Annotated in this window: 27 protein-coding genes and 2 pseudogenes; 8 read left to right on the top strand and 21 right to left on the bottom strand. The window is 53.1% G+C overall.

The window, feature by feature from the left end; genetic code table 11:
* The 4 genes and pseudogenes from IT084_RS10465 to IT084_RS10480 all read right to left on the bottom strand — a co-directional run.
* Positions 1-160 (bottom strand): annotated as a pseudogene (locus tag IT084_RS10465) (2-oxoacid:acceptor oxidoreductase subunit alpha); the annotation flags it as partial.
* Positions 161-170: 10 nt separating this feature from the next.
* Positions 171-380 (bottom strand): ferredoxin family protein, encoded by a 210-nt coding sequence (locus tag IT084_RS10470; RefSeq protein WP_195712819.1) that lies wholly within the window; start codon positions 378-380, stop codon positions 171-173.
* An 87-nt stretch (positions 381-467) separates the two neighbouring features.
* Positions 468-812, bottom strand: coding sequence for a cupin domain-containing protein (locus tag IT084_RS10475; RefSeq protein ID WP_195712820.1), 345 nt, complete (start codon positions 810-812; stop codon positions 468-470).
* Between the two features lie 42 nt (positions 813-854).
* Entirely contained in the window at positions 855-2,078 is a 1,224-nt protein-coding gene (locus IT084_RS10480; protein ID WP_195712821.1) for a tRNA-dihydrouridine synthase, read from the bottom strand.
* Between the two features lie 194 nt (positions 2,079-2,272).
* On the opposite strand from IT084_RS10480, the gene IT084_RS10485 reads away from it, so the two are divergent.
* On the top strand, positions 2,273-2,932 hold the full coding sequence (locus tag IT084_RS10485; protein ID WP_195712822.1) for a GntR family transcriptional regulator: 660 nt from the start codon (positions 2,273-2,275) through the stop codon (positions 2,930-2,932).
* A gap of 178 nt (positions 2,933-3,110) precedes the next feature.
* Here IT084_RS10485 and IT084_RS10490 read toward each other — a convergent pair whose 3' ends face one another.
* The 3 genes and pseudogenes from IT084_RS10490 to truD form a co-directional block, all read right to left on the bottom strand.
* Complete coding sequence (locus IT084_RS10490; protein ID WP_207744527.1) at positions 3,111-3,803, bottom strand: queuosine precursor transporter; 693 nt, start codon at positions 3,801-3,803, stop codon at positions 3,111-3,113.
* A 182-nt stretch (positions 3,804-3,985) separates the two neighbouring features.
* A complete protein-coding gene (locus tag IT084_RS10495) occupies positions 3,986-4,744 on the bottom strand; it encodes a pseudouridine synthase (RefSeq protein WP_195712823.1) in 759 nt (252 codons plus the stop codon).
* Positions 4,741-5,907 (bottom strand): annotated as a pseudogene (truD, locus tag IT084_RS10500) (tRNA pseudouridine(13) synthase TruD); the annotation flags it as partial. The gene IT084_RS10495 and the pseudogene truD, both read right to left, overlap by 4 nt.
* Positions 5,908-6,369: 462 nt before the next feature.
* Between truD and IT084_RS10505 the strand changes: the two are divergent.
* Positions 6,370-7,482 (top strand): nitronate monooxygenase family protein, encoded by a 1,113-nt coding sequence (locus IT084_RS10505; RefSeq protein WP_195712825.1) that lies wholly within the window; start codon positions 6,370-6,372, stop codon positions 7,480-7,482.
* Between the two features lie 668 nt (positions 7,483-8,150).
* On the opposite strand, the gene IT084_RS10510 is transcribed toward IT084_RS10505, so the two are convergent.
* The 3 genes from IT084_RS10510 to IT084_RS10520 form a co-directional block, all read right to left on the bottom strand.
* Positions 8,151-8,597, bottom strand: a complete 447-nt coding sequence (locus IT084_RS10510; RefSeq protein ID WP_195712826.1) for a HEPN domain-containing protein — start codon at positions 8,595-8,597, stop codon at positions 8,151-8,153.
* Positions 8,594-9,124 carry a nucleotidyltransferase domain-containing protein gene (locus IT084_RS10515; RefSeq protein ID WP_313885464.1) on the bottom strand — a complete coding sequence of 177 codons (531 nt, stop codon included), beginning with the start codon at positions 9,122-9,124 and terminating at the stop codon, positions 8,594-8,596. Before IT084_RS10515 ends, IT084_RS10510 begins: the two co-directional genes overlap by 4 nt.
* A 145-nt stretch (positions 9,125-9,269) precedes the next feature.
* Positions 9,270-9,821, bottom strand: a complete 552-nt coding sequence (locus IT084_RS10520) for an aminotransferase class I/II-fold pyridoxal phosphate-dependent enzyme (RefSeq protein WP_195712920.1) — start codon at positions 9,819-9,821, stop codon at positions 9,270-9,272.
* On the opposite strand from IT084_RS10520, the gene IT084_RS10525 reads away from it, so the two are divergent.
* The gene (locus tag IT084_RS10525) at positions 9,802-10,545 is read left to right on the top strand and encodes an AzlC family ABC transporter permease (RefSeq protein WP_243276906.1); all 744 of its coding nucleotides are present in this window, start codon (positions 9,802-9,804) and stop codon (positions 10,543-10,545) included. The genes IT084_RS10520 and IT084_RS10525 overlap by 20 nt on opposite strands.
* The gene (locus tag IT084_RS10530; protein ID WP_243276907.1) at positions 10,532-10,858 is read left to right on the top strand and encodes an AzlD domain-containing protein; all 327 of its coding nucleotides are present in this window, start codon (positions 10,532-10,534) and stop codon (positions 10,856-10,858) included. Before IT084_RS10525 ends, IT084_RS10530 begins: the two co-directional genes overlap by 14 nt.
* 6 nt (positions 10,859-10,864) lie before the next feature.
* Here the strand turns inward: IT084_RS10530 and IT084_RS19015 are convergent, their stop codons facing one another.
* The 3 genes from IT084_RS19015 to IT084_RS10545 form a co-directional block, all read right to left on the bottom strand.
* A complete protein-coding gene (locus tag IT084_RS19015; RefSeq protein WP_395879707.1) occupies positions 10,865-10,987 on the bottom strand; it encodes an SEC-C metal-binding domain-containing protein in 123 nt (40 codons plus the stop codon).
* A 265-nt stretch (positions 10,988-11,252) separates the two neighbouring features.
* Positions 11,253-11,453, bottom strand: coding sequence for a hypothetical protein (locus IT084_RS10540; protein ID WP_195712827.1), 201 nt, complete (start codon positions 11,451-11,453; stop codon positions 11,253-11,255).
* 51 nt (positions 11,454-11,504) lie between these two features.
* Complete coding sequence (locus IT084_RS10545; protein ID WP_195712828.1) at positions 11,505-11,843, bottom strand: AbrB/MazE/SpoVT family DNA-binding domain-containing protein; 339 nt, start codon at positions 11,841-11,843, stop codon at positions 11,505-11,507.
* A 156-nt stretch (positions 11,844-11,999) separates the two neighbouring features.
* Between IT084_RS10545 and IT084_RS10550 the strand changes: the two genes are divergently transcribed.
* Entirely contained in the window at positions 12,000-12,338 is a 339-nt protein-coding gene (locus tag IT084_RS10550) for a hypothetical protein (RefSeq protein WP_243276909.1), read from the top strand.
* A gap of 176 nt (positions 12,339-12,514) precedes the next feature.
* Here the strand turns inward: IT084_RS10550 and glmS are convergent, their stop codons facing one another.
* The 4 genes from glmS to IT084_RS10570 form a co-directional block, all read right to left on the bottom strand.
* Positions 12,515-14,344 (bottom strand): glutamine--fructose-6-phosphate transaminase (isomerizing), encoded by a 1,830-nt coding sequence (glmS, locus tag IT084_RS10555; protein WP_195712829.1) that lies wholly within the window; start codon positions 14,342-14,344, stop codon positions 12,515-12,517.
* Positions 14,345-14,706: 362 nt separating this feature from the next.
* Positions 14,707-16,044, bottom strand: coding sequence for a phosphoglucosamine mutase (glmM, locus tag IT084_RS10560; protein ID WP_195712830.1), 1,338 nt, complete (start codon positions 16,042-16,044; stop codon positions 14,707-14,709).
* A 154-nt stretch (positions 16,045-16,198) separates the two neighbouring features.
* Positions 16,199-18,319 carry an AAA family ATPase gene (locus tag IT084_RS10565; RefSeq protein WP_195712831.1) on the bottom strand — a complete coding sequence of 707 codons (2,121 nt, stop codon included), beginning with the start codon at positions 18,317-18,319 and terminating at the stop codon, positions 16,199-16,201.
* On the bottom strand, positions 18,316-19,605 hold the full coding sequence (locus IT084_RS10570) for a DNA repair exonuclease (RefSeq protein WP_195712832.1): 1,290 nt from the start codon (positions 19,603-19,605) through the stop codon (positions 18,316-18,318). Before IT084_RS10570 ends, IT084_RS10565 begins: the two co-directional genes overlap by 4 nt.
* A gap of 528 nt (positions 19,606-20,133) precedes the next feature.
* Between IT084_RS10570 and IT084_RS10575 the strand changes: the two genes are divergently transcribed.
* The 3 genes from IT084_RS10575 (at position 20,134) to IT084_RS10585 (ending at position 21,848) form a co-directional block, all read left to right on the top strand.
* Complete coding sequence (locus IT084_RS10575) at positions 20,134-20,862, top strand: AAA family ATPase (RefSeq protein ID WP_195712833.1); 729 nt, start codon at positions 20,134-20,136, stop codon at positions 20,860-20,862.
* 124 nt (positions 20,863-20,986) lie between these two features.
* Positions 20,987-21,445, top strand: coding sequence for a type VII toxin-antitoxin system MntA family adenylyltransferase antitoxin (locus IT084_RS10580; RefSeq protein WP_195712834.1), 459 nt, complete (start codon positions 20,987-20,989; stop codon positions 21,443-21,445).
* Positions 21,438-21,848: a type VII toxin-antitoxin system HepT family RNase toxin gene (locus tag IT084_RS10585; protein ID WP_195712835.1), complete on the top strand. Its 411-nt coding sequence runs from the start codon at positions 21,438-21,440 to the stop codon at positions 21,846-21,848. Before IT084_RS10580 ends, IT084_RS10585 begins: the two co-directional genes overlap by 8 nt.
* Positions 21,849-21,858: 10 nt before the next feature.
* On the opposite strand, the gene IT084_RS10590 is transcribed toward IT084_RS10585, so the two are convergent.
* The 4 genes from IT084_RS10590 to IT084_RS10605 form a co-directional block, all read right to left on the bottom strand.
* Positions 21,859-22,818 carry a YbbR-like domain-containing protein gene (locus tag IT084_RS10590; RefSeq protein WP_195712836.1) on the bottom strand — a complete coding sequence of 320 codons (960 nt, stop codon included), beginning with the start codon at positions 22,816-22,818 and terminating at the stop codon, positions 21,859-21,861.
* A 5-nt stretch (positions 22,819-22,823) separates the two neighbouring features.
* Entirely contained in the window at positions 22,824-23,651 is an 828-nt protein-coding gene (gene cdaA, locus IT084_RS10595; protein ID WP_195712837.1) for a diadenylate cyclase CdaA, read from the bottom strand.
* A gap of 80 nt (positions 23,652-23,731) precedes the next feature.
* A complete protein-coding gene (locus IT084_RS10600) occupies positions 23,732-24,988 on the bottom strand; it encodes a (Fe-S)-binding protein (RefSeq protein ID WP_243276916.1) in 1,257 nt (418 codons plus the stop codon).
* Positions 24,988-26,385 (bottom strand): FAD-binding oxidoreductase, encoded by a 1,398-nt coding sequence (locus IT084_RS10605; protein WP_195712839.1) that lies wholly within the window; start codon positions 26,383-26,385, stop codon positions 24,988-24,990. Before IT084_RS10605 ends, IT084_RS10600 begins: the two co-directional genes overlap by 1 nt.
* Positions 26,386-26,601 lie beyond the last annotated feature (216 nt).

Raw genomic sequence — 26,601 nt, forward strand, 5'->3', positions numbered from 1 at the left:
CGTCTTCCATCTGGATATATACCCCGCCATACCCGGGTAATTCCCGGGCGCAAACTTCTGCAATCTCAGATGATGGTGTTATGGGATAGCCGGCAAAAAATCTTGCCCCGGCGTCAATTGCTCCCCAAGCGCAGGCTTCATTTCCCTGAAGCAGTTGCATTCCTTTCGGTCTACTCACCGGCAATCACCTCCAGCGTTATGGCGAAGTCCGGGCAGCGCAACTCGCAAAACCCGCAGCTGGTACATTTATCGAGCTCGTTTACCAACGGCAGTCCATCTTTGGCCGCCCCGTATACTTTGGCCGGACAAAATTCGATACAATAGCCGCATCGCTTGCAGTTTTTTTCATTAATAGAAATAGCAATGGTTTTTTTTCTCATTTATGGGTAACCTCCATAAATTTGATAAATGGTTTATAAGGACATACCCCCTTCCTCTGTTGCAACAAGGGAAGGGGGCTCCCGTAATTATTTCTTGTAGTACCTTATTTCCAGGGTCATGCAGCCATTGGGAATTTCATAAGGGCCGTGTTTCATTCCGGGCGGGCGGCAAGCATACATGCCTTCGATGTAGGTTTCTTTTTTGTTGATGTCGTAGAGGCTGCCTTTTAAGATGTATACTTCTTCCCAAAAGTCATGCACCAATACCTCAGTTGTGGTCATGCCCGGAGGGAACTTCAACAGCCTGGTGTAGTCGCCGGTTTCGGGGTCTTCACTGAGGATCTTCTCGATAATCCCTTCTTGCGCCCCTTCTACCTGGCGCCAGCCAATATTAAGGTCATGGTCGAAAAATTCCAGTTCCGGTTTCGCCATTATGTAATTCCTCCTCTGCAAGTATTTTTATAATGAAAATAATTAACTGAAGTCACCAAGGAATACCGGCTTGGGTCCTTCCATGGTGATGGCATCCTTGGGACAAAGTGATGCACATAAGCCGCAGCCGTCGCACTTGTTCGGGTCAATTTGGGCCTTACGCTTGTTGCCGCCTTCTTCATACATGGATACGGCATCGTAGAAGCACCAGGTGGTGCAGAACCCGCAGCCGGTGCATTTTTCACTGTTAACTTTGGAAATGGCCTTGGTTTCACGGTCCACAACATCCCAGGTCTTAATCTGCGGCAGGGTGATGCCCCGGATTTCATCAAGGGATTTATAGCCTTTATCGGCCAGGTATTTTTCCATCCCGTCCAGGAATTCTTGAATGTGTCCGTATTGTTTGGTGCCGTACATGAGCGCGGTGCAGGTCTGAATGGTCGATGCGCCGACCATGGTGCACTTGATCATGTCCTGCCAGGTTCTGATGCCGTTGGTGGCGGAAATGGGTATCTTCACTTCCCGGGCCACTTTGGCGATCCACTTCAGGGTGATCGGTCTCATCCACGGCCCGCCCACTCCCGCAAAGGTGGAGTGCAGTAACGGGCGGCCGGTGTCCAGGTCCACGTCCAGCGCAGGGAATCTGTTGACTACTGTCACACCACTGGCGCCCGCTTCCTTGACGCGCTGGGCTACATATACGGGGCTTACCGCTTCAGCGGTCAGCTTAACGAATACAGGGATTTTTACGGAGTCAACCACTATTTTGGCCACTTCCGCCGCCGCATCCGGGTCGCTGCCCAGTTCCTGGCCGCTCTTGTAACCCAGGTCACGCGGGTGGGGGCAACCAAAGTTAAGCTCGAGCATGTCCACACCAATATCTTCTACTTTCTTCGCCAGCTCGGACCAGGTTTGCAAGGAGTCACCGGAGATGCTGCCGATTAATACCGATCCGCCCTCATCGCAGTATTTCCTGGCAAGTTTCAGCTCGTTCATCCACTCGTCAACTGAATAGGTGGCTAAAAATTCACAAGAGTAGTTGGAGTAAATGTGGGGCCAGCCTTTTTTGTGTAAAACTGTAAACCTTGGTGATACGTATTTGGTGAGCAACGGTTCGGGGCTAATGGTCTTGGATATTACGCCGCCTGCTCCCGCTTCTACACATTTGCGCATGTACTTGGCATCTTTGGTCGGGGTCGCTGATGCCACTACAACGGGGTTTTTAAATTTAATGCCACATACTTCTACACTGAGATCCGGTTTCATCAAAAGCCCTCCTGTAAACATATTGATATATTATATATAATATATTATATTCATACTTAGCAAACCATTCAATACATTTTTTAAAAATTCTAATGCTTCATAAATGTAAAGCTGGTAAAAAACCTCTTATGTCCTTGACCAAAAAAAAACTATAATATATTATACTTAATATACGTGAAATGGGGAATTTTACTATGGAAAACAGCAAAACTCAACGGAAGGCCCAAGTTAAGCTTTTAAAGGAACAAGCTTATGAAATAATAAAGGAAGATATAATTAACGGGTATTATAAACCAGGAGACGAACTAAGAGAGGCAAATTTATCAGACGAGCTTGGAATGAGCAAAACTCCCATCAGAGAAGCGCTAATTCAATTGCAAAATGAAGGATTTGTAGAAATCAGGCCCTTTAGGGGAGCTGTTGTCACGGACATTTCCATCGAAGATGTAGTTAAGCTTTATGAGTTCCGCGAAATAATTGAAACTTATGCTATTAAAATTGCAGCGGAAACCTGTGAACCAAGTGATATTGAATATTTGAAAAAACAAATCAAGGTCATGGAAAACGCCTTGAAAGAAGGCATTATTGATGAATATGATAATGCCCATAATAATTTCCACCATATAATTATTTCCAAAACCAAAAACAAATGGATAAACAGGGCCCTTGCCAATATGGAGGATTATGTAAGGAGAGTTAGAAAGAGCATTATCAAAAATGAACAAATTAGCTTTATTAATGACTATGAGCAATTACTAAATGCACTGGAACGGAAAGATGCAAACTTGGCGAGCAAAATTATCAAGGAACATTTAACTCGAGTAGTTGAAAATTTTAAAAAACACAAATCATAGTTGGGACATACCAGGCATCGAAAACATAAACCGGGTTCACCCCGGTTTATGTTTTTCAAAGTATCATCCTAAATTCTGAAGAAGAGCAATAACCGCAAGCGGGACCGTTTTCTCCCGTTTACAAGTTAAACCTGGCTTAAATCTTCTTAAATCTTACTGAAGAAAATAATTTTTGTCCCTACCGGTTTAAAGTGCAACCTTCCAAATCTTTAAATGAAAATTTAAACGGGTTGAAATCAGTGTCCGTATCATAATAATCCACATGCTCGACTTTTTTCAAAAACCCCACCGCGGCATAAGTTGCCGGTGTCGCCAGTATTTCGCAGGCGGTTTTAAACACGTAATTTGATAACATCATGTACCACAGCATATGATTCGGGATGACACCCAGGAAGGCAATGATTACAAATACAACCGTGTCTACTCCCTCGCCCGCCAGTGTTGATCCGATCGTGCGGGTCCACAAATATTTACCCTTTGTTGCCACCTTCATTTTGGCGAGGACGTACGCGTTTACGAATTCCCCACAAAAATAAGCGGTCAAACTGGCGATAACAATACGCGGTGTCTGGCCCAGCACGGACATATACGCGCTCTGACCGGTCCAGCCTTCCGCAGCGGGTAGTATGCCGACCAACCAGTAAATAAAAGACATGAACGCGCAGGCTGCAAACCCTGTCCAGACAACAATTCTGCTTCGCTTGTATCCATATACCTCTGTCAATATATCTCCAAAGATATACGTAATAGGAAAAAGAATCGTTGCACCGTCAAAATAAAACGGTCCGAGTTGGGTTACCTTCACCGCAACTGTGTTTGATACCAACAACGCCGTAACAAATGCCGCCATTACCACAGAAAACAAACGCAACCAAACCGCCTCCTTGTTTTTTTAAACCGGGTTTCCGCGACCGGTGATAAAAATATACCCATAATATATACTTAAGGCTGTTAATTGGCAAGATGCAATTTCAACTTTTCTCCCCGACCCGGGGTTAATCCCGGGACAAGGGGAGAGTTTAAGGCTTGAGGGGAAATTTCTTTAAAACCACGCTATTGGGAGGAATTTTTATGGCGGTTGACAAGGAAAAGCAGCTTGCTGACTTCTTCTTCCGACAATTCACGGCACTCCCCGGGCTTTAATCGTTTATCCAGCATTAAAGGCCCCATGGCAACCCGCTTGAGATAAGTTACTTTCTTGCCCACAGCTTCAAACATGCGCTTTACTTGATGATATTTTCCTTCATAAATGATCAGTTCGACCTCGGATTCCGGTCCGGAACGAAGAATCTTCAACTTGCCGGGCATGGCACGGTAGCCGTCATCCAGGATTACCCCCCGGCGAAACGTTTCCACATCTGTTTCTGTAACCATGCCGCGTACTACAACATAATACGTTTTGGGTACATGTTTTTTGGGTGACAAAAGCTGGTGGGCCAGCTTGCCGTCATTGGTAATTAAAAGCAATCCCACGGCATCTTTGTCCAACCGCCCTACGGGAAACGGGTGAAATGCACGATACCTGGGAGGGAGCAAGTCAACAGCCACTTTCGCGTATTTATCCTCCGTGGCGGACAGAACACCCTGCGGCTTATTTAGCATTAAATAGATGTACTGTCTATACTTTACGGGTTCCCCGTCCACCTCGATGTGATCTTGGCCGGGCAAAACATGCAATCCCGGGTCTTCAGCCGGCTCGCCATTGACCTTCACCCGTTTTTCTTTCACCAGCTTCTTAATCTCTTTGCGCGTGCCAAACCCCAGATGAGCAAGCACTTTATCCAGGCGCTGCCGCTCTTTTTCATGGTTCATGACATGGTCAACCTCTTGATCAGCATTGTCCCGTAGCTCCCCCGCGGCAGCTTGAAAAAAAGGCGGATTTTGTGTTTGCCGGGATAAAGATCATCAGGTTCCGCGGGCTGCAAACGAAAATCGCCGGGAAAAACTATGGCATTCCTGGGCGTGGACTTGAAAAAGGCTTGCCGCACCTTGCGAATGTTGAAACTGCCATGCTTGATACCCCTCTCCTCCAGGATGGCGGCAAAGAGCTGCTCGCTGCGGGCATCGGGAAATCCCATGCGGCCGGCAGCCAGCGGTAAGAAAAGAGGTTCCAAATAGGCAAGCTCTTTTCTTTCCAGGCGCCGGTAAAAAAGATAGGGTCCGGCTACCCCGGATACAGCCGCCAAATCAAGCCCCAGATCATGCAAAATCCTTCTTAAAAGCTCGTTAAAAAGGAAACTCTGGTAAGCTGAAAAAAGGAGCGAAAGCTCTTCGCGGGGGATCACCTGCAAAGCCTCTATGTAGGCCTTTGGTCTTTCGGCGAGCAAGGAAAATATTTTGCTTTCCATGGTGGTTTTGGCACGGGAAAGGCAGGTCGTCCAATCCCCCCAGTGCTCGCGAAAAAAGAGCTTGCGTTCCCTGGCCTCTCTTTTTTCTTCCGGGTAAATACCGGTAAGGTAGATCTGCAGGCTGCCGTTATAGTGCTTTTTCAGCAATCGCTCGGCCATGAGGCCCATCTGGCGGTCCAAGCTGCCAAAACGCTGGTCATCATAGTAATTGGGGTAGCCAAAACCCCGTACTTCATCAACCCGGCGGCTGATGCGGGATACCTCCGCCTCGCCGAGGGCGCGGATGGTGATGGCAAACTCGTTTCCCTCCAGAAGGTCGGGCCCCATGGGCCTGTCCATAAAGCCGATGCTCCGCAGGGAAAAGTTTTTTTCCTCAGTGGTTAAATCGGCGGGATGCTTCACCGTGACATACTGAAAGGTATGGGCGTGCCGGTCCTTTAATCCCCCGTAAGCAAAAAGGCGGTAGGGAAGGTGATGGGCCTTTGCCAGCCGCATTAAAAGATCAATGGTATTCCAGCCCTTTTTTTCAAATAGGTACAGCCGGTAAGGCCCCTTTTTTTGAACAGGCGGATGGGCCAGTTCCCTGACCACGAAATCCTCGGGGATCACCTTTAATTTCATCGGCTTACTCCTTGTGTCGGTTTGTCACCTTCCTAAATATGTACCACAAGTTCCGGCGCTTTGCAAATACCAGCGATTAAAGGTTCATTCATTAAACATAACGTTTAACGATACTACCGTTTAAACCAGGGCAATTTCCCCCTTTATTTCGATAAAAAAGCATCTCTCAATATTATGGTGTTAAGATTTAGAACATTCCCTTAATAACTTATTTTAAAACTGTTTACATACACAATATTCGTACCGTTGAAAAACAGCCTGTTTATACTATATGCTCCAGGCAATATAGCTTATAAGAGACATTAAATTTTAAAGACGCAAGAGAATGAAAGTTGGCCTAAAATTTGCGTAGATCTATCCATAGGCATATGTAGGTATAGGGATAGAGTAAGGGGCCTTAGTTACTAATTAATTATGCTTATTCAATAAAACATGGTTCATACTAACAAAGGAGGAGAGGAATAGCTTATGATCAAATCAAGACTTTGCGACCTTGTCGGAATCAAGTATCCAATCATTCAGGCGGGAATGGGACCTTTCGGAACCAATAAGCTGTGCATTGCATCTGCAAATGCCGGCGTACTGGGCCTGATTAGTTCGAGCGGTATCACAACCAAAGATAGCCAGCCGGAAATCTACAAATATTTCTGCCGCAGTGGTGGCGCCGATCCCGATGCCGATCCGGAAACTATTTTGAGAACAATTTTTCAGCAGACTCTGGAGCAAACCAGGGAATCACAAGGCATCTTCGGCATCAACGTCATGGTGTCGGCTGAAATGAGAGAATCAGCCGCATTGATTGTGAAAACCATGATCAAGGCCCGCGAAGAAGACCCGGAGATGAAAAAGCGATTCAAAGTCCTGGTTACCTCCGCCGGAGATCCCCTCCCCTGGTCTGATGCAATTAAAAAGACCGACCTGATCTGGATGCATGTTATGCCGTCCGTCAAGGCCGCGCTGCGCTGCAAGAAAGCCGGCGTTGATGTGATCGTGGCATCCGGTCATGAGGGTGGTTTCCATACCTCCTGGGAGCCGGTGCATTCCATTGTCTTGCTGCCCGCCGTGGTGGAGGCGGTTTCCGATGAGAACACACTGGTGGTGGGAGCGGGTGGTTTTTGTGACGGCAGGACGCTGGCCGCCGCCCTGGCCCTGGGCGCCGACGGGGTGCAAATGGGGACAAGGTTCCTGGCCACCGAAGAAAGCGATTTCCACCCGATTTGGAAGGAAGGCGTTGTGGAGGCCGGGGACAGGGCCACCTTGATTGCCCGCGGCTTTGTCGGCCCGGCCCGCTGGCTGAAAACACCCAGGAGCCAGGAGCACGCCAGGAACACGCTGCAGAAATCGCCCGGTGTCTTCCTGGGCGTCCCCGACGACTACACCACCATCGACATGTCCCTGATCGATTTCGAGAGGGAATCCATAAACGCCGTGTACGAGGGTAACAAGGAAAAAGCTTTGCTGGCGGCGGGCGAGTCGGCGCAGCGGGTCAATGATATGCCCAGGGTAAAAGATCTGGTGCAGAGAATTGTCAAGGAAGCCGAAGATATTCTGAGGGGTATTCCGGCGAAGTACCTGGACTAAGCGCTGTTCAATTTGTCTACGCTCTGTTAACCAGATCTGCAACCCTTTGAAATACGTGCCCTGAATTTAAATCCGTTTTTGCCGGGGTAGCTCATCATGACTTTTTAAATGAAAAACAAAATTCCTCAAGGACTTTTAAAATACCCAAAAACATGGTAAACTATTAATAATCGTAATGCGGCTAAATCGTGCAACCTGGACGGTGTAATACGGTCCTAAACATGCCTTAGTACCCATTTAGGGGAAACGTGGAACATGAAAGGGTGCACGTGATGCCGTTTATTTTGTTTTTATTTGTTTTATACTCCAGAGGTCCTTGTTAAAAATTCTTTAAATCATAAGTATATACTTCGATTGCTCTTACTTTTAGGCAATGGTTAAAATTTCAGAAGACATTATGTTATTGGGAAGACCAGTTAACCGGTAATTAACTCCTTCGCAGCATCACCAGATCGTCATCCAACCCGTGGCGCAAGAGTTCCAGCCGGGGTGACGCCGACGATAAATCCCTGTTCAGATCCATCTGCGCCAAGTGTTCTCCATAACACAATCCGGGTAGAAGGCAGACACCCCGCCCCAATGGCAAACCATCCCCCGGCAAAACAAGACAGGGGTGGAACAAGGGAGCCGTCCCTCGTTTCACCCCTGCAATTTTACCTGCTTTTTTTTCACCGCTCTGCCCGGTCCTTTTTGTTATTTTTTTCAGGGTCTGTAAAAACCTTTTGCACCGCTTGCAAAACAAACCCAGCATCATTGATGGCCATTTCGGCGTCTTCCAAACCATACTCTTCGGTGGGAATAAAATCCTCCGCTCCGTAAAAGCTTAGCTCCCTTTCCTTGCGCAATCGCTTGGAGATTTTTTTGATGTCGTCCAAAGATTCAATCAGGGCCGGAGGAAGCAATGAGCGGTGTTTTTCCAGTGTCCGGCTCACATCATGAACCTTGGGCACTTCAACACCAATGGCCCTTAAAACAGCCTTCAACAGGAGTTCCACCAATTCCTGGGCTTCCCTGACCACATCGGAATACGCCTCGTTGTCCTTGTAAAAAAACAGCGCCTTAAAACGAACTTGGGCCTTTCTCAGATAAGATAAAGACAGCTCATCTACCTTCACAGTTCCACCCCCCCAAGAAAACCCATTTTCCCGGTTTTCCACTCCCATGTGTTATTGGTCCTGCTCTTCTCGGCGCCTGATTTTTCCATCAAAATTGCTGTTAGATTTATTATTTGAACGATAATGTTTTCCGGATCGTAAATTATATGATGGTGTTCAACCAGATCAAAGTAGATGGGGTGAACCTTAAGTGCTTCTTCCCGAGTCAAAATATAAGGGGAAAGTTCAATAAGAATATCCTCTTGCTCATATAGTTTTTGAGCTATTTTTTCGTGTTTCATTTCTATGTGTTCAACAAAATCAGCAAGCCGGCGACTAAAGCCGGGGGCCTTGCCGAGGATAATCAACAGATCCAGGTCCGAGTTTTTACGGTTGTCACCGCGGGCATAAGAGCCAAAGACAGAGCAGCCCACAAGGGATTCGCCGTAATAATTAATCACTTCATTCAATACGGCGATAATATACTGTTTGTGTAAAGGCGAAAACTCTCTCATTTCCGGCAATATTTTTTCGGACAAGACAACCACCACTCAAGTATTTAATAAGCTCATCATATCACAGGCAATAACTGGATGCAATTAAGGCATATTTTATTCGCCTGTACCGGCCCCACGGAGATGAATAAACAGCGGTTCCTGCTTGCCTGAATTGATCACACGGAAGGCCGGAAGTTTACACAATCGGTATCACCGGCTGGTTCACCACGGTGTATTGTTTTTTACCCGCCCTTTTCATCCCGGCCAGCGCCCGGGCCAACCGGCGGGCGCCTTCCTGCAATGTTTTCTCTGCATGGGTGACAAAACACAGGCGCAGCTCCTTTTCACCCTCGGGCGGATGCACATAAAACGCCTCACCCGGCACGAAAGACACTCCCTCCCCGGTGGCCCGCTCAAGCAAACGGCTTGCGGAAAAAAGCCGGTTGATGCGGCACCAGATGAAAAACCCTCCCCCGGGGATCTCAAAAGACAGGTCCGCGCCGCAATAACGCCGGAGCGCTTTGGCCAGCGCATCCCGGCGTTTTTTGTATTCCCCGCGCACAAGGGCCAGGTGTTCTGCCAGGGCGCCGCTCTCCAAAAACCGGCACAGCAGCCACTGGGCCAGGTTGTTGCTGTGCAAGTCGATAAACTGCTTTTCCAGGGCCATGCGGTTGATCAGGGCCGGGTCGGCCACCACGTAACCGGTGCGCAGGCCGGGGAAAAGAACCTTGGAAAAAGGGAAGCACATGGGCACGGCAAGAATAATGCCCGGCCGGGACAATGTAATGATGGTTGAATTCCAGTCCGGGGTCCGGGACGGCCTGCCGGTTCTGGTGGGTGTTGTGCCCTTCGGGCTGGCCTGCGGCATCATGGGCATCACCGTGGGTATGACGCCCTTGGAAACGGTGCTGATGTCGGTGCTGGTTTTCGCGGGCGCCTCCCAGTTTGTGGCCATGACCATGCTGGGTGCCGGTGCCGCCGGAGGCTTGATTGTGCTTACTACACTGCTGATCAACCTGCGCCACTTGCTGATGGGGGCCTCGCTGGCCCCGCACATGAACCGCCTGCCCGTACCCGTGCAAGCCTTGCTGGCCTTCGGCATGGTGGACGAAACCTACGCCCTGACCATGGACCGGGTGCGGCAAAACAGGTACCACCCCGGTTACCAGTTGGGGTGCAACCTGTCGTTTTATCTAGCCTGGATAGCATCGACAACGGTGGGGGTTTGCCTGGGGGAGCGCATTGCCGACCCACTGGCCTGGGGGCTGGATTTCGCCATGCCGGCCATGTTCCTGGCCCTTTTAATGCCCCGCCTGGCGGACAAAACCGGCGCCCTGGTCTGCGCCCTGGCGGCGGTAGTTTCCGTGGCCGGCGCCATGTACCTGCCGGGGAAATGGTATATTATCATCGCCAGCCTGGCGGCCAGCGTCGCCGGCGGCCTGCTGGAGGGGGAAAACAATGCTGCACAATGAAACTCTGCTTGTTATCGCCGGCATGGCCGCGGCCACCTTTTTCACCCGTTTTGCCTGCCTGGCCCTGTTCAGCCGCAGCGGCGTGCCCGGGTGGATGGGCAGATGGCTGAAGCACGTACCCACCGCCATCCTAACGGCCCTAATCACCCCCGCCCTTTTACTGCCCCGGGGCAGCCTGGACATCAGCACCGGCAACCATTACCTGCTGGCGGGCTGCGTAGCGGCGGCCGCGGCCTATAAAACCCGCAGCGTCATCGCCACCATGACCCTGGGCCTGGCGGTTATGTTCGCCCTGCGCTGGATTAACTTGTAGGCGTGGTCACTTTCCACAGCATTTTTTATACTTCTTGCCGCTGCCGCAGGGAAAGGGGTCATTTCTTCCCACCTTGGTGCGGGTTTGACACCGTAATAGTACAGCATGCCGTGAGTTAAACGTATCCACTCGGTATTCCGGTTGACCACCTTTTTTAATTCGGGGGTATCCATCTCCCGAAATACTTCCAGAATCTCCAATGGCATGGTGAGTATTTTTTTACCGTCTACAGAGCCGGGAAACACGATGCCCCGGCCTCTCAGGTACTCAACTTTGTCCAGTGCCAAACTGTTTTCATATACAAAACCGCCGTTCTGTAGAATCCTTTTGGCCAGACGATAACGTTCTTTGTCAAAAAGCAAAAAAGCCTTCCCTGCTCGTTCAGGTATAAGCTTTACAAGCTCACCGGCCAGTTCCTGCTTTCGTAAACCGCTGAGATTCCGCCCCCGATTACGACAAGCACGTCGGCTCCTTCCTCCAGCAAATTCTTGGTCCGCCAAACAGATTCTTCAGCTTTGATATATTTATAACACCCGGACATAGCGTCCAGCACAATCCTGTTGGGGTGGGATTTCAGCAAATCTCTATTGGTCAAGACACCTGTGATTGCCGCACAGCTTTCCTTTGATCTGGATGACCTTGTTGGTTAAAGATTCCTATTGAAAACATCTTCATATGTGGAAAATCGAGCTTTACCGGCGGCAGCAAGGAGTGCTTCATCAAGCAAGCGTTCAACAGCAGGACGAATTTGACGCCGCATTTCCTTAAACTTTTCGAGAAGCTCCGTTCCAGAAAAACCCTGAGAAATTAAATCCGCAAGGATTTGTTCATCGAATTCACCACTGCACTCCCGCACAGGGCGGATAACAATGGCGTTGTTTTGGAGATAACATTCAACTTCCTTTTCAATGCCGAGGCTGTTAAAAAATTCTATAGGAATAGTTATCTGGCGTTTCTGTGATACGGAAATACGCTTTTTTAACATAGGATTACCTCCCGGTTGGGATATTTGTAATATAATTGTTCGCCTTTTCTTAGTATATGCTAAGTAATGATATATTATAAAAATTTTCTTTGATTTAATTATAATAAAGAAGCAAAGAAAGATAAAGAAGGGGCGAGGGGGGGTGAGAAATAAGCCATGTGTAAGGCATGCTGGCTGGAATGCGAAGCAAGGAGCAGAAAATACGGCAAGACCTGGTGGGGCAATGCCTGGGTCGAAGCAATGGAAAGAATAAATCATAACACTAATCGCCTGCCCCGGGGGAGAAGTTATGCCAACGGCGGCAGGGTGAGTGAGATTAATATAGACGTTTCGGGAAGAGTGCGGGCCGGGGTGAGAGGCACCCGCCCTACTCCGTACAGAATCGAGATCAAGCTTAAGGAATTTTCACGACAGACCCGCCTGGTCAATCGCTTTGCCGGGGTTAAACCGGATGCCGGTGATAAAACGGCCAGGTTTTTTCTGCAGGGAGCCTAAAAGGGATAAGTGGTGTGATGCTTCTAATTTCAAGGCTTTGCACTTATCCCTTTGTTATTCTGTATAGACTTAACCCTTAATCCTTTTCCCTTAACACTTCCTCAACGGAACCCCTTTTTTCGCATAAGTGAGGGGAATATATTAAAAATACAATTTACACTTATCCCTTTCTTTTTTTACTCCACCGTCACCGATTTTGCCAGGTTCCTCGGCTGGTCGACGTCGCAACCGCGGGCCACGGCCATGTGGTAGGCCAACAGCTGCAGGGGCACCACCGTGAGCACCGGTGCCAGTGCCTGGTGGGTGCGGGGGATGTACAGCACTTCGTCGGCCACCTTGGCCACTTCTTCCAGGCCGCGCATGGCCACGGCCAGCACCATGGCTTCCCGGGCCTTGACTTCCTTGATGTTGCTCACGGTTTTTTCAAACAGTGTATGCTGGGTGGCCAGGGCGATTACGGGCACGCCTTTCACGATCAGGGCCAGGGTGCCGTGCTTCAGCTCGCCGGCGGCGTAGGCCTCGGCGTGGATGTAAGAGATTTCCTTCAGCTTGAGCGAGCCTTCCATGGCCACGGCGTAATCCAGGCCCCTGCCGATGAAGAAGGCGTTTTCGCACTTGTAGTAGCGCCGGGCAAATTCTTCAACGCCTTTGCCGTTGTCCAGGATGGAGGTCACCTTACCGGGCAGTTTCCTGAGTTCGGTGATGATTTGGGCGATTTCTCCGGCATCCAGCGTGCCGCGGTGCTGGGCCAGGTACAGCCCGATCAGGTACATGGCCACCAGCTGGGTGGTGTAAGCCTTGGTGGAAGCCACGGCGATTTCCGGGCCGGCGTGGGTGTACAACACATCGTCGGCCTCCCTGGCCACCGAGCTGTCCACCACGTTGGTCACCGCAATCACCCGGGCACCCTTGCGCCTGGCCTCCCGCAGCGCCGCCAGCGTATCGGCGGTTTCACCGCTCTGGCTGATCACGATCACCAGTGAATTTTGGTCCAGTAGCGGGTTCCGGTACCGGAATTCCGAGGCGATGTCCACCTCCACCGGTATCCGGGCCAGGGATTCAATGACGTATTTACCCACCAGCCCGGCGTGATAGGCGGTGCCGCAGGCGGTGATAAAGATTTTATTCGCTTCCCGGAGTTGTTCTTCCGGGATATTGATTTCGTTCAGCACCACCCTCCCGCCGTCCGGGGCAATCCGCCCGCTCAGGGTATCCTTGAGGGCCTTGGGCTGCTCGTAAATTTCCTTGAGCATGAAGTGTGCATAACCGTTTTTCTCGGCCTGTTCGGCCTCCCACTGCACGATAAAAAGCTTTTTATCCACCGGGCTGCCGGCGCGGTCCAGCACTTCCACCCGGTCGCGGGTCAGCACCGCAATTTCGCCGTCTTCCAGGATATAGGTGCGCCGGGTATGGGCCAGCAGCGCGGGGATATCCGAAGCCAGGAAGTTTTCCCCCTCGCCCAGCCCCACCACCAGCGGGCTGTCGTGACGGGCCGCCACCAGCCGGCCTGGTTCGTCCAGGGACAGCACTACCATGGCGTAGGAACCGTCAACCTTTTTCAATACCCGCTGCACGGTTTCCACCAGGTCCCCCATGTAAAATTCCTCGATCAGGTGCGGCAACACCTCGGTATCGGTTTCCGAACGAAAAACATGGCCCTGTGAGATCAGCCATTCCCGCAGGGTGAGGTAATTTTCAATGATGCCGTTGTGCACCACCGCAAACCGGCCCTGGCAGTCCAGGTGGGGATGAGCGTTGGTGTCGTTGGGGCGCCCGTGGGTGGCCCAGCGGGTGTGCCCGATCCCAACGGTGGACTCGGGCATGTAGCCGTTCATTTGCGCCCGCAGTTCGGCCAGTTTGCCCGCTTTCTTCAACAGCTCAATGGTATTGTCCCTGATTACGGCAATACCGGCGGAGTCATAACCGCGATATTCCAGTTTTTGCAGTCCCCCCAGCAGTATGGGCGCCGCCTGCCGGCCCCCCAGGTATCCAACTATACCGCACATATATTTAAAAACCTCCGATCATTAATCAACTTGTAAATTTTAACCGGGCGTAATCCCGGGGTAAATGGACATAAAAATACCGTCACCAGGGCATACCTTGACTGACGGCACCAGCACCGGTTCATATGCCTGCTTCGGCCACCCGGCACCCTTTGTCCCCGCGGTTGCCCGCGGGTTTTGTAGTGCCTTTCACGGTCGTGACCGGACCGGGGAGCACCCGCCGAAAAATTTCGATCAACTCCCACCTCGTCAACCCGGCATGGTCAATACCGGGTTCTGGCGCTTGCAATTCAGTTTTTACGTCAAGATTATTTGCACCACCTCGCTTTCATCTTTATTCTTTACTGACGACCGGCTATCGGCTATAGTTCCTTTACTATATGCACAAGTTCATCCACAATACTCCTCAACTGATCCATGTCCCGGCCCTCGGCCATCACCCGCACCAGGGACTCGGTGCCCGATGGACGCACCAGGATCCGGCCCTGTCCGGCCAGGCGCTGTTCCATGTCCCGGATGCTCCGGGCCAGCACCGGGCTGGCCATCACCCTGTGTTTATCTTCCACCCGCACGTTTTCCAAAAGCTGCGGCAGGCGTTCCATCTGCGCCGCCAGCTCGGCCAGGCTGCGCCCGGTGGTTTTGACCACGGTCAATAGCTGCAGGGCGGTGAGAATACCGTCGCCGGAAGGACTGTGGTCCAGGAACAGAATGTGCCCCGACTGCTCGCCGCCAAACACCGCGCCGGAGCGCAGCAGTTCCTCCACCACGTAGCGGTCCCCCACCTTGGTTTGCAGCACCTCTATGCCCGCTTCCCGCATGGCCAGGTGCAGGCCCATGTTGCTCATCACCGTCACCACCACGGTGTTTTTCGCCAGCCGGTTCCGGGACTTGAGGTACCGCGCGCAGATCACCATGATCTGGTCGCCGTCCACCAGGTTGCCCGTGTGATCCACGGCAACCAGCCGGTCGGCGTCGCCGTCATGGGCCAGGCCCAGGTCCGCGCCGGTTTGCACCACCGTCTCCATGAGTTTCTCGGGATGGGTGGAACCGCACCCCTCGTTGATGTTAACCCCGTCCGGGTGGTTGAAAATGGGAATTACCTCGGCACCCAATTCCGCCAGCACCCGGGGCGACACCCGGTAAGCCGCGCCGTTGGCGCAGTCCACTACGATTTTAAGACCTTTCAGATCTACGGGGATGGTCCCCTTCAAAAAGGCGACATAGCGGTCTTCAGCGTCCGAAACCCGGTGAATCCGGCCCACACCACCCCCCACCGGGGAGGGGACATTTTCCAGACCAGGGCCGGTGACCAGTTCCTCGATTTGCTGTTCTTTGTCGCCGGTCAGCTTGTAGCCGCTGGGGCCGAAAAATTTGATCCCGTTATCCTCCACGGGGTTATGCGAGGCGGAAATAACCACACCGCCCGCAGCCCCCAGGTCCCTGGTCAGGAAAGCCACGGCGGGAGTGGGTATATAACCCGCGCTTAAAACGTCCACCCCGGCGGAACAAATGCCCGCGGACAGCGCCGCTTCCAGCATGTCCCCGGAGATCCTGGTATCCCGGCCCACCACCAGGCGCTTTCCGGCATTGCCCCCGGCCAAAACATGCGCTCCGGCCCGCCCGAGCCGGTAGGCCAGTTCGGGGGTCAAATCTTTATTGGCGATACCGCGTACACCGTCCGTGCCAAATAACCTTGTCATCAGCGAATAATTACCTCCTGGAAACAATAAACCAAAGTTTATTATATCCGCTGGGGGATGGACATGTCAATTTTCGCAGTAAATATACAAATTGCCTGCTGCTACTTTATATTATGCCCGGCAGGCGGGCACTGTTAATTGTGAACGGATGCAATTATTGTCTCTCCATGGTGATCAGGCCAAACCCGGAAAGTTGTTCGCGAGCGGCGGCCAGAATATGCTCGTGGCAGGTCAGCAGGATCACCTGCAGTTCCCGGGCCACCCGGCCCAGTACCCGCAACGCGCCCCGCAGGCGCACGGCGTCAAAGTCCACCATGATGTCGTCGAGAACCACGGGCATGGGGGCAACCACCGAACTAAAGTGACGGGCCAGGGCCAGGCGCACGGCCAGGTACAGCTGGCCGGCCGCCCCCCTGCTGAGGGAAGCGGCGTCCAGCCGGCGGCCGCCCGGTTCTTCCACTTCCAGTTTGGCCGCCGCCCCCACCTGGGCGACCACGCGGGCATACCGCCCCGCCGTCATGGGGCCGATCAGTTGGGAGGCCCGGGCCAGCACCGCGGGCTGGCGCTCCCGCTCGTGCTTCTCCCTGGCCATTTCCAGCAGGGCGCGGGCCAAAACGGCCACCTGCCACTCCCTGGCCCCGGCCGCCAGGCTCTCCCGCAGCATGTCGCGCCGCTGCCTGGCCCGGGCCAGTTCCTCGCCGCTTTCCAGAACCTTCATTTTTTGTTTCCGGGCAGCGATTTCTTCCCCCAGGCGGGCCAATTCCCCCTCACCGGCGGCCAGGGCGGTTTCCAGTTCCCGGTATTCCCCTTCGATATCCGTCCAGGCGGAACTCTTAAGCTCCCGCTCCATCTCCACCAGCTCGCCGGCCGATCCGGCCAGGTTGAGCAACTGCGCCCGCAGCTCCTTTATCTTTTTATGTAACTCGAATTTACGCTTAAGCCCGGGAATTTCCTCCGCGGCCAGGGTTTCCCGCCCGGTCAGCGCCAGGGCCAGCCGGCGCAGTCTTGCCGCGGCGGCGTCATGTTCCCCGGCCAGCCGCTGGAGTTCCCGTTCCAGGCTCTCCCGGGACCTTTCCAGTTGCTCCAGTTCGCCGCGCAGTTCCGCTTCCTTGGCACGGCGTTCCCCGGACCGGGCCGCCAGCACGCCTCCGGTTAAAGCCGCCAGGATGATGCCCAGGGCCAGTACCACAAAACCCGTGGTAGTTTCAAAAAAGGCCAGAACGGTTCCAAGGCAGGCCAACAGGGCCGCCGCAATAAAAGGCCCGGTCATTTTCCCGGTTCCCGCCGGGCGGCGCAGCGCCGCCTGCACGAGCCGCAGCCTGTGATTTATTTCTTCAAGCCTTTTGCCCTGCAGTTCCCGCAGCGCGCCGGTATGCCGCAACCGCTCCAGCTCCAGCGCCGCCTGCTCCAGTTGCCCAAGCCGCTCCTCCGGGAATGCGGCGTCGTTTTCAGCAAATGCGATCAACCGGGCCGGATCACCGGCAATTCGCTCCCGGTCTTGCAGCCCGGCCAGGCACGCCTGCAAGTCATTCCAGGGCTCCCGGGCCTTGATTAAATTCTCCAGGCGGCGCAGGCGTCTCTGCCGCTCGTGCCAGAGCGCCCGCACCCTCGCCCGCTCCCGTTCCAGTTCGGCCAGTTCTTCCTGCAGGGCCCGGTAGCGGGCGGGTTGCTGTTCCAGTTCCCTGATTTGCCGGTCCAGGTCGTCCAGTTCCAGCAGCAGTTTGTTCAATGCTTGCGTCCGCCCCCGCGGCCTGAACAACTCCCCGGCCATTTTCTCCAGCGCGGCGGCGGCACCGGCCAGCCGGTGGGGCCTTGTACCGGTGCCCGCGCCGTAAATATAAACGTTTACCTCGTCGCTTGTCAATTCTTCCAGCCTGCGTAGTTCATCCATCCCAAAAGCGAACACGTTCTTGAACAATACCGGGCTCACGCCGCGCAGAACCCGGGTTCGCAGTATTTCTTCACCGGCCCTGCGACCGCCCGGCATTTCCACAACAACTTTGCCGTTGCCCCGGCCGTAGCGTTCCACGCGGTATACTTCCCCGCCGTCCTCCAGCAGCAGGTATCCACCCATCCGGCCGCCCCGCACCGGTTCCACCGGGCCGCCCTCGGATTTAAAGCCGAACAGCACGGCCCGGATGAAGGAAAGCAGCGTTGTTTTACCGGCCTCGTTCAGCCCGAAAATAATACAGGGGCTTGCGGCCAGTTCATCCCCACCCAGGTAAAAATCATGCAGCAGACCGTAGCCGTCCACGTATAATTCCAGCAACTTCACGCCGTTTCGTCCTCCCACAGCAGATCCAGGGCCAGGTCCCCGGCCGCCTCCAACAGGGCGTCAAACTCCCCGCCCTGCGGAAGGTCAATGTGCCGCGCGGCCCTGTCGTGCAGGGGCGCCAGTACCTCCAGCAGCCTGTCCCGCAATTCGCCGTTCTCCCGGGCGGCCCGGGTGATGGTGAGCAGGTCGCCCAGCAAGGTTTCGCTGCCGCGCAGCGTTTCCTTGTCCACCAAAGCGGCGGTATTCCGGCAGATGCAATCGGGCCAGACAAACGGCCCGGTCGGCCCGGCAAAGCGATTTCGCAGTTCCTCCAGCAGTCCTTCCAGGGCGGCCCCGTACCCCAACCGCCGGTGCAGCGGGCCGCGGCCGGTCAATTCCAGGCGCACCACCAGCGAACGCCCGCCGTTCAAACGCCCAAGCCCGGTCAACCGCTTGTCCAGGCGGTCCAAAAGCTCCTGCTCCGTGGCCAGGCCGTCGATGGGCACCCGCAACCGCTCCCAGCGCACGCAATCCGTTTCCAAAAACTCCAGGTTCACCGTGCCGCCAGGGCTCACCCGCACCAGGTAACATCCCCTGGCGCCCGTTTCCCGGAGGTTGCGTCCCTGCGGGTTGCCGGGGTAAACCACCCAGGGGCCCCGTTCCCGGAGTACGGCCCGGCTGTGGACATGCCCCAGCGCCCAGTAATCAAACCCGGCGCCGGCCAACTGGTCCAGGCTGCACGGGGCGTAATTGGCATGTTCCGCGTTGCCTCCCACGTTGCAGTGCAGCACGGCCACGGCAAAGGGCACGCCGGGTTCCCGCCTGAACAGGGAGGCGTAATTGTCCGGCACGTCGCGCCGGGGGTAACTGATCCCGTAAACACGGGCCACCTCCCGGCCCCGGGCGACCACCGGGCGGGCCTCCACCTCCCCCGCGGCGAAAAAGTGGACGTTGTCCGGCCAGGCCAGCGCGGCGCGGAATCCATCGTCGTGATCGTGGTTGCCGTAAGCCACAAACACGGAAATCCCCGCCTCGGCCAGGCGCCCGAAGGAATCCCGGAGGCGCAGCTGGGCCCGCAGGCTGCGGTCGGCCAGATCGTAAACGTCACCCGCCAGCACCAGGAAGTCCACCCTGTGCCTGATGCAGGCGCCGATAATGTTGTCCAGGGCTTTGAAGGTGCAATCCCTGAGTTGCCTGAGCACGTTTTCCACGGTATTTTCATCGCCGTAATCGATCCGGGTGAAACCGCGGAACGGGCTGTCCAGGTGCAAATCCGCGGCGTGGATGAATGAAAAACCGCCGTCCAAAAAATCACCGCCTTTTAACATGCCTTTACGGGCAGGAATGTTTTCCGGCTATGTAGTAATAATAAATAGTTAAAAAACTTCCCGTGGGGAAAAAACGTTTAATGGGAGTGTTACATATCATGTCGGAAAAGGTCAGGCTTACCTTTGCCTTTGCTTTTTTAACCATCGCGGCGCTCATTTACATTTTTAAAGTGCCCCATTAATCAATTGCCGGCAGCGCTCACCAACCGCCGGTTCCCTAAAACACATGTTCTACCCGGTTATCATGAATACCTGCCTTCGCATTAAATTTTTATTCATCGTCCTTCTAACACTGCCCGGTACAGGCGGGCCCGGGTACGGCACCGAAGTCCGTGGCACGCACGCTCCGGGTGCCCACATCGATGACCGGAACCCTTTCTTTGGATAAACTCAACTCCTGTGAAAAATGTTACAAAAGCGTTTCAGGCTATTGAAAAGTGTATGATAATATGTTAAATTACCTGTTAAATTCAGAAATTTAATTTATTCAAGGGGAGACTTCAAAGTATGAAAATAGTTTCAATATACGGCATCACCCGGCAAAGCGGTAAAACCACCATTGCGGAGGAACTGGCGTTGATCAGCCGGAAAAAAGGTTATAAAACCATGCTGGTCGACCTGGACATCCACCACGGCGACGTCACCGAAAGATTGAAGCTGGAACGTCATCCCAACATTAGCGATTGGTGTGAAAACATCTACCACCGGAGCAGAACCATGCCGATTATCGAAGTTGAATACGCCCAATCCGAGTGGACGCCGTTTTTACAAAAGCACCCCACCGGGCTTGACGTGCTGGCCACCAACACCAACCCCAAGCTGCCCCATTACGGCAACATTTATTACGAGATAAAAATTATCTATAATTCCATCAAACAAAGCGATTACCAGGTCGTGGTTTTCGACATGGGCAATGTTCCCACCAGTTTTAACTACATGATCCTTGAAGATTCGGATTACCCCATCCTGGTGGTTGATACTTTCCGGTACAACGTGCAGGCGCTGAAGCATTTCATTTGGGACGCTGAAGACGTGCACTTCCCGGTGGATAAATTATACTTGTTATTTAACAGGGAACCGACTGCCATCGAAGATTCCCCCGAAAACGTGGCCAGGGAGTTCAACCTGACCCTGCTGGGCGTTTTGCCCGAGGCGAAAAAGCAGAGGGAAAACCTGGCCTGGGACGAATTTAACCTGAAGCTGACAGAGATATTTGAAAAGATCATGAAAAAATAGTTGGGTTCAATGCCCGCCTCCCCCGTAACATTACCTGCCGCTTGACATTTACCATGCCCGGTGATATCTTACAGTTATTGGCAAGTTTAAATTAAGGCTACGTTCAATACCCGGGTGATCTAAAATGCATTGTTACAGGGAAAAAAAACACCATGCAGCAAGCTACATCCCCCAATTCATTGAGAAAGCAAGAAAAGACAATGATATTGTAACTGTTTACTTGTTCGGTTCCCATGCCAGGGGAAATAACAGATGCACCAGCGATATCGACCTGGCGGTTTTACTTGATCAAAATATCTCCCCCGGAAAGTATTTTGAAAAAAAACTACACTTACTGGCCCAGGCGACGGAAACATTGAAAACCGATGAAGTCGACCTGGTCATCCTAAATGAAGCCCCCGTATCCCTAGCCTACCAAATTATCCGCGATGGGCGGGTCCTTTACCAAAAAAAGGGTGCCAAGGGGCAGCGCGTCGCTTTTCAAACCCTGACCTGCGACCGTTACTTTGATTTTCAGCCCACCGCAAAAGTGTTGTATGATGGATTGCTACAACGAATCAAGGGGGGCAGATTCGGTGGTTAACAAAGCCGTGTTGGAAAAGAGGCTGACCAAGCTGGAACAAACTCTGCGCAAGTTGAAGGAACTCTCATCAGTTAGCTGGGATGAGTATAAAAAAAATGAAGCTCTGCAGGACAGGGCTGAAAGAAACTTACAACTGGCAGCCCAAGCTTGTATTGATATTGGCAGCCATATTATTGCCGACAGGGAATATCGCACCCCAAGCAGCTATAGCGACATATTCAATGTTTTACAGGAAGAAGGGCTATTGCCCAAGGAACTGGCCGAAAAAATGAAGCGAATTGCAGGATTCCGTAATATTTTAGTTCACGATTATCTGGACATTGACCCCAAAATAGTTCACACATGCCTGGGGCAATTAAATGACTTTAAAGAATTTGCCGAATATATCGTGAAAATTCTATAGTAATTTAAACTTAACCTGATGTGCCCGGTTCGCCGGTACCCTCGCCGCCGTTCGAAGGCGGCTGCTCCGCTTCCGCCTGCTTGACCTGCACGGTAACGACAACCCGGTCGGGGTTCACCGATGTCGCCCCTTCCGGCAGTACCAGCACCGCTTCCCTTTCCACATCGCCGGTAATCCCGGCAATATCAACAGGCATGGTACTTACGGACGTCAACTCCCGGAGCGCCTCGTCCCGCCCCACAACCTGCACCGGGGAAGGATCCGCCGATACACCACTCACGGTGTAACCAGCAGCCGGCTCACCGGTAAGTATTACCCGGACGGGCAGGTTTTTCACGGGCAGGCCGGTAACGGGCACAGTCACCGCCACCCGCCGGGGGTTCACCGTGACGCCCCCGGTCTCGATATCCACGGTCACTTCCCGCTCCAGCGTGTCCCCCGCCCCGGAAATATCCACGGTAACGCCCACCCGCGTAATTTTTTCCAGCACTCTGCTTGGCCCCCGCACCTCCACAACCTGCGGTTTCACAACTGGTTCGCCGGGCTGCCTGCCGCCGGCAACATCACCCTTCAGGCTGACCACCACGGGAACGTTTTTGGACACTATTTTATCCACCTGCAGCCGTACCACCTGCGGTGTTATTCGTAACACCTCAACGCCCGGCGGTGAAGATAACTGAACGGGCAATTCCAGTTCCCCCACGCCAGTGTCTTTCGGCAAGTTTACATAAGCCACAAAATCGTCTCTTTGCAGGGTGCCGATAACGCTCCTGGTCCCCTTAACCTGCACGTTTACCGCCCTGGGTATACCGTCGATCACATACCCGGGCAGTTCATCCCGCAATTCCAGGGGTACATTATAAGTCAGGTCGGTAACCGGGTTTTGCTCATTGGTTACATACACCCAAAGTAAAACAGCCATTAATAAGGCCAATATTCTAACTGAATTATCCCTCCATTTAAACGGCATCAGCCTCACCTCCGGTGCCAGAGGGAAGAAATGGCGTTCCTCTTTTCGAATTTGGGTTGTAAAAATTTAACCAGTAATTCCCGCAGCCCCGTCTCGTTTAATCGCCGGTAGAGGTTTCCCTCCACGGCCAGGGAGACGACCCCGGTTTCCTCGGAAACCACCACCGCCAGCGCGTCCGACTGTTCCGTCAGACCCACGGCCGCCCGGTGCCTGGTGCCCAGTTCCCTGCTCAGTTCTCTGCTTTCGGACAGCGGCAGCACGCAAGCCGCAGCCTGCAGCCTGTCCCCCCTGATGATGGCGGCGCCGTCGTGCAGCGGTGATTTGGGAATAAAAATATTCACCAGCAGTTCCGCCGTAACCAGACCTTCCACTTTGATACCGGTGTCCACAAACTCTTCCAGGCCTGTGCCGCGCTCCAGCACAATCAACGCCCCCGTGCGGGTGGCGGACATATTCTGCACGGCCCGCACCACTTCATCAATCAGCGCGCTCCGATCGCCTTCGGCCATTTGGGTCAGGGGCCGGGCGAAAAAATCGCCGCCGCCCAGCTTTTCCAGGGCACGGCGCAGTTCGGGCTGAAAAACGATGGGCAGTGCCACCACCAGGGCGGTCATGGTCTGCTTGAGCAGCCAGTGCACGGTATTAAGATTAAGCAGGCTGCTAACAGCAGTGGCCACCAGCAGCACCACCAGGCCCTTGATCAGTTGCACGGCCCGGGTGCCCCGGATGAGCAACATCAGGCGGTACAACACAAAGGCTACGATTAATATGTCAATAATGCTGGTGACGTCAAACAGGTTGAGATTTATTTTTAACGCCTTGAGGTATTCCATGGCCATGCCCCCGTATAGCTATAAACATTATTTATTATTTTAACATATTTAAAAGAAAAAGCTCCAAAATGCAAATATAACTAATTAAATTCACTTGCAAGTCCGGCTAAAATTTCGGAAAGGTGAAAGGTTTTGATGTTATTACCAGCTTCTTGTGACAGGGACAATTTTAACTGGTTGATGCAAACCGGGCATGCGGTGATAACCATTGCCGCGCCGGTGTTGATAATGTCTTTGGCCTTTTCGCTTCCCACTTTGGCGGACAAGCGCGGGTGAGTAATTTGGAAAAACCCTCCCCCGCCGCAGCAGTTTTCCGGGTTTGCCATCTCTATCAACTTCACACCCGGAATAGCGTTTAATAGTTGCCTTGGTTGTTTGCGTATGCCCTGGCCGCGGGCCAGGTGGCAGGGATCATGGTAAGTCACGCTAACCCGGTTCTCAAGGGGCGAAAAAGGGCGATAACCCTGTTCCGTTAAAAATTCACTGATGTCGCGCACTTTGGCCGAGAAGGTATTCGCCCGTTCCTTATATACTTCATCACCGGCAAGCAGGTTTTTGTATTCTTTAAGCGCAGCGCCGCAGGTGGCGCAATCGGTTACAATAATGTCAAAGTCCTTGAACAGATCGATATTCTTTTTGGCCAGCGTACACGCGGTAGCCACATCTCCGTAAATCCGGTGGGGCAAACCGCAGCACAGGTTCCGGGGCGTAACCGCTTCCCAGCCGTTGTAAGCCAGCAGCCGGCGGGTGGCTTTGCCGACCTGAGGCATCAGCCCCATTGCCGCACAGCCGGTAAAGTAGGCCACCTTCCCGCGGAAGTCACCTGTTTTGCCGGCATGTTTTGTGCCGGTACCGGGATGCGGCTCATGGAACAACAATTGTTGCGCCCGCTGCAAGGAAGAGGGCAATAATTTGAACAACCCTGTGGATTTACATAACCGGTGCAACCCCGTGTCCCGGTACAAACGCAAAGCCGAAACACCCAGTTTCAGCAGTTCCGGCCTGGCCAACACCCCAAGCAATACGGAATTCAGGAAGATGGATTGTTTTTTGATTTTGGCGAGTTCCCGGCGGGCAGCCAGGAATATTTCGGTGGTCGGCACCCCGCTGGCGCAACCGGCGGCGCAAGCTTGACAAAGGAGGCAGTTGTACAGGCACTCTTCATAACCCTTGCCGGGTTTTAAATGCCCCTCCAATAACGCGTCAATAACGGAAAGCTTACCGCGGGCCGACATTAATTCATCCCGGGTTTGCCGGTATAAAGGGCACACGCTGGTACAGGCGCCGCATTTATTGCAGCGCCACAGGGCAGGCTGCAGTTCCTTTAATGATTCCATCACAATTCACTTCCGAAAATTTTTCCCGGATTCAGGATATTGGCAGGATCAACGGCTTTTTTCATCGCCCGCATGAAATCAATTGTTTGCGGTGATAGGTCGATGGGTAGAAAAGGCTTTTTAGATAACCCGATCCCGTGCTCCCCGGAAAGGGTCCCGCCCAGTTTAACCGCGGCCTCAAATATGGCCTCAATGGCCGCTTCCACGCGCTCCATCTCTTGTGCATCGCGTTTATCGGTAAGGATATTGGGATGCAGGTTGCCGTCCCCGGCGTGGCCGAAAATAACGATGGGCAAGTCAAATTGTTCCTCAACCCGGCGAATTTCCCGGACCATTGCGGGAATGGAACTGCGCGGCACGCAGATATCTTCACCGATTTTGGTGGGGCGCACCCGCGATATGGCGGGAGAAACGGCCCGCCGGGCCTTCCACAATTGTTCCGCCTCCGGGTTATCTTTAGCGACATTGATGTCTTCCGCCCGCATCTTTTTACACAGCATGGCCACTTTGGATGTTTCCGCTTCCACCGCTTCGGGCATGCCGTCAACTTCAATAATCAACATGGCTTCCACGTGGCGGGGCAGTCCGAGATGGAGATAATCCTCCACGTAGTTGATGCTTTTTTGGTCCATGAGTTCAAGTATGGCCGGCAGCACGCCGCTGTAGAGAATGGCGTTGACCGTTTCCGCCGCCCGGTCGATACTTTTAAAAGTAACCGCCATGGTCTTCCGGGCGGGGGGAGCGGGCAGCAGCTTCAACGTGGCTTCGGTAATTACGCCCAGCGTTCCTTCCGACCCGATAAAAAATTGCACAAAATTATACCCGGTTACATTCTTGATTTGTTTACCGCCCAGGTGAACTATGTCGCCATTGGGCAGAACCACCTCAAGGCCCAATACGTAATCTTTCGTGACTCCGTATTTCATGCCGCGCGGGCCCCCGGCGTTTTCAGCCAGGTTTCCCCCGATGGTGCAGTAGTTTAAACTGGAGGGGTCGGGGGGATAAAAAAGCCCCTGCCTTTCCACTTCTTTCTGCAGGTTGCCGGTTACAACTCCCGGTTCACATACCGCGACCATGTTTTCTTGATCGATTTCTTTAATTGACCGCATTTCGGTAAAGACCATGGCTATCCCGCCGGCAAAGGGGATGGAACCGCCGGACAACCCGGTGCCCGCTCCGCGCGGCACCACGGGGACCTGCAGCCGGCCGGCCAGCTTCAATATTTCGGCCACCTCGGCGGCTGATTTGACTTTAACCACCACATCAGGCAGGGATTGCCGGGTTGTGGCATCATATGAATAGGCGATCCTCGCCTCCGGGCTGTCCAGCACCCGCGCCGGTTCAATGAATTGCTTGAGTTCCCCGGACAGCGCGCCTGCTACTGTGCGGTTGGTCATTTAATTATTCCCCCTCCGAATAATCTCTCCCTCAAAAATTAAAGTGCTTGACGGGATAATTTTAGGGGCAGAGGTTTACTCCGCCCCTATCCACATTATTATATCAATTTTGGAGGATGATCGTTACGCACTTGAATAAAAAATCAGGACATATATGCAGCATTTATAATCAAAAATTCAGATATATTGAATCGAGCGCGCAACTTTAACAATTTT

Source organism: Desulfallas sp. Bu1-1 (assembly GCF_015594625.1).
In the GTDB taxonomy this organism is placed as follows: Bacteria; Bacillota; Desulfotomaculia; order Desulfotomaculales; family Desulfallaceae; genus JADNRQ01.

What these genes read in the sequence shown, in the direction of transcription:
- IT084_RS10470 (WP_195712819.1), bottom strand. Translation starts at nt 380, where the DNA reads ATGAGAAAAAAAACCATTGCTATTTCTATTAATGAAAAAAACTGCAAG.
- IT084_RS10475 (WP_195712820.1), bottom strand. Translation starts at nt 812, where the DNA reads ATGGCGAAACCGGAACTGGAATTTTTCGACCATGACCTTAATATTGGC.
- IT084_RS10480 (WP_195712821.1), bottom strand. Translation starts at nt 2,078, where the DNA reads ATGAAACCGGATCTCAGTGTAGAAGTATGTGGCATTAAATTTAAAAAC.
- IT084_RS10485 (WP_195712822.1), top strand. Translation starts at nt 2,273, where the DNA reads ATGGAAAACAGCAAAACTCAACGGAAGGCCCAAGTTAAGCTTTTAAAG.
- IT084_RS10495 (WP_195712823.1), bottom strand. Translation starts at nt 4,744, where the DNA reads ATGAACCATGAAAAAGAGCGGCAGCGCCTGGATAAAGTGCTTGCTCAT.
- IT084_RS10505 (WP_195712825.1), top strand. Translation starts at nt 6,370, where the DNA reads ATGATCAAATCAAGACTTTGCGACCTTGTCGGAATCAAGTATCCAATC.
- IT084_RS10520 (WP_195712920.1), bottom strand. Translation starts at nt 9,821, where the DNA reads ATGTGCTTCCCTTTTTCCAAGGTTCTTTTCCCCGGCCTGCGCACCGGT.
- IT084_RS10530 (WP_243276907.1), top strand. Translation starts at nt 10,532, where the DNA reads ATGCTGCACAATGAAACTCTGCTTGTTATCGCCGGCATGGCCGCGGCC.
- IT084_RS10545 (WP_195712828.1), bottom strand. Translation starts at nt 11,843, where the DNA reads ATGTTAAAAAAGCGTATTTCCGTATCACAGAAACGCCAGATAACTATT.
- IT084_RS10550 (WP_243276909.1), top strand. Translation starts at nt 12,000, where the DNA reads ATGTGTAAGGCATGCTGGCTGGAATGCGAAGCAAGGAGCAGAAAATAC.
- glmS (WP_195712829.1), bottom strand. Translation starts at nt 14,344, where the DNA reads ATGTGCGGTATAGTTGGATACCTGGGGGGCCGGCAGGCGGCGCCCATA.
- glmM (WP_195712830.1), bottom strand. Translation starts at nt 16,044, where the DNA reads ATGACAAGGTTATTTGGCACGGACGGTGTACGCGGTATCGCCAATAAA.
- IT084_RS10575 (WP_195712833.1), top strand. Translation starts at nt 20,134, where the DNA reads ATGAAAATAGTTTCAATATACGGCATCACCCGGCAAAGCGGTAAAACC.
- IT084_RS10580 (WP_195712834.1), top strand. Translation starts at nt 20,987, where the DNA reads ATGCATTGTTACAGGGAAAAAAAACACCATGCAGCAAGCTACATCCCC.
- IT084_RS10590 (WP_195712836.1), bottom strand. Translation starts at nt 22,818, where the DNA reads ATGCCGTTTAAATGGAGGGATAATTCAGTTAGAATATTGGCCTTATTA.
- cdaA (WP_195712837.1), bottom strand. Translation starts at nt 23,651, where the DNA reads ATGGAATACCTCAAGGCGTTAAAAATAAATCTCAACCTGTTTGACGTC.
- IT084_RS10600 (WP_243276916.1), bottom strand. Translation starts at nt 24,988, where the DNA reads ATGGAATCATTAAAGGAACTGCAGCCTGCCCTGTGGCGCTGCAATAAA.
- IT084_RS10605 (WP_195712839.1), bottom strand. Translation starts at nt 26,385, where the DNA reads ATGACCAACCGCACAGTAGCAGGCGCGCTGTCCGGGGAACTCAAGCAA.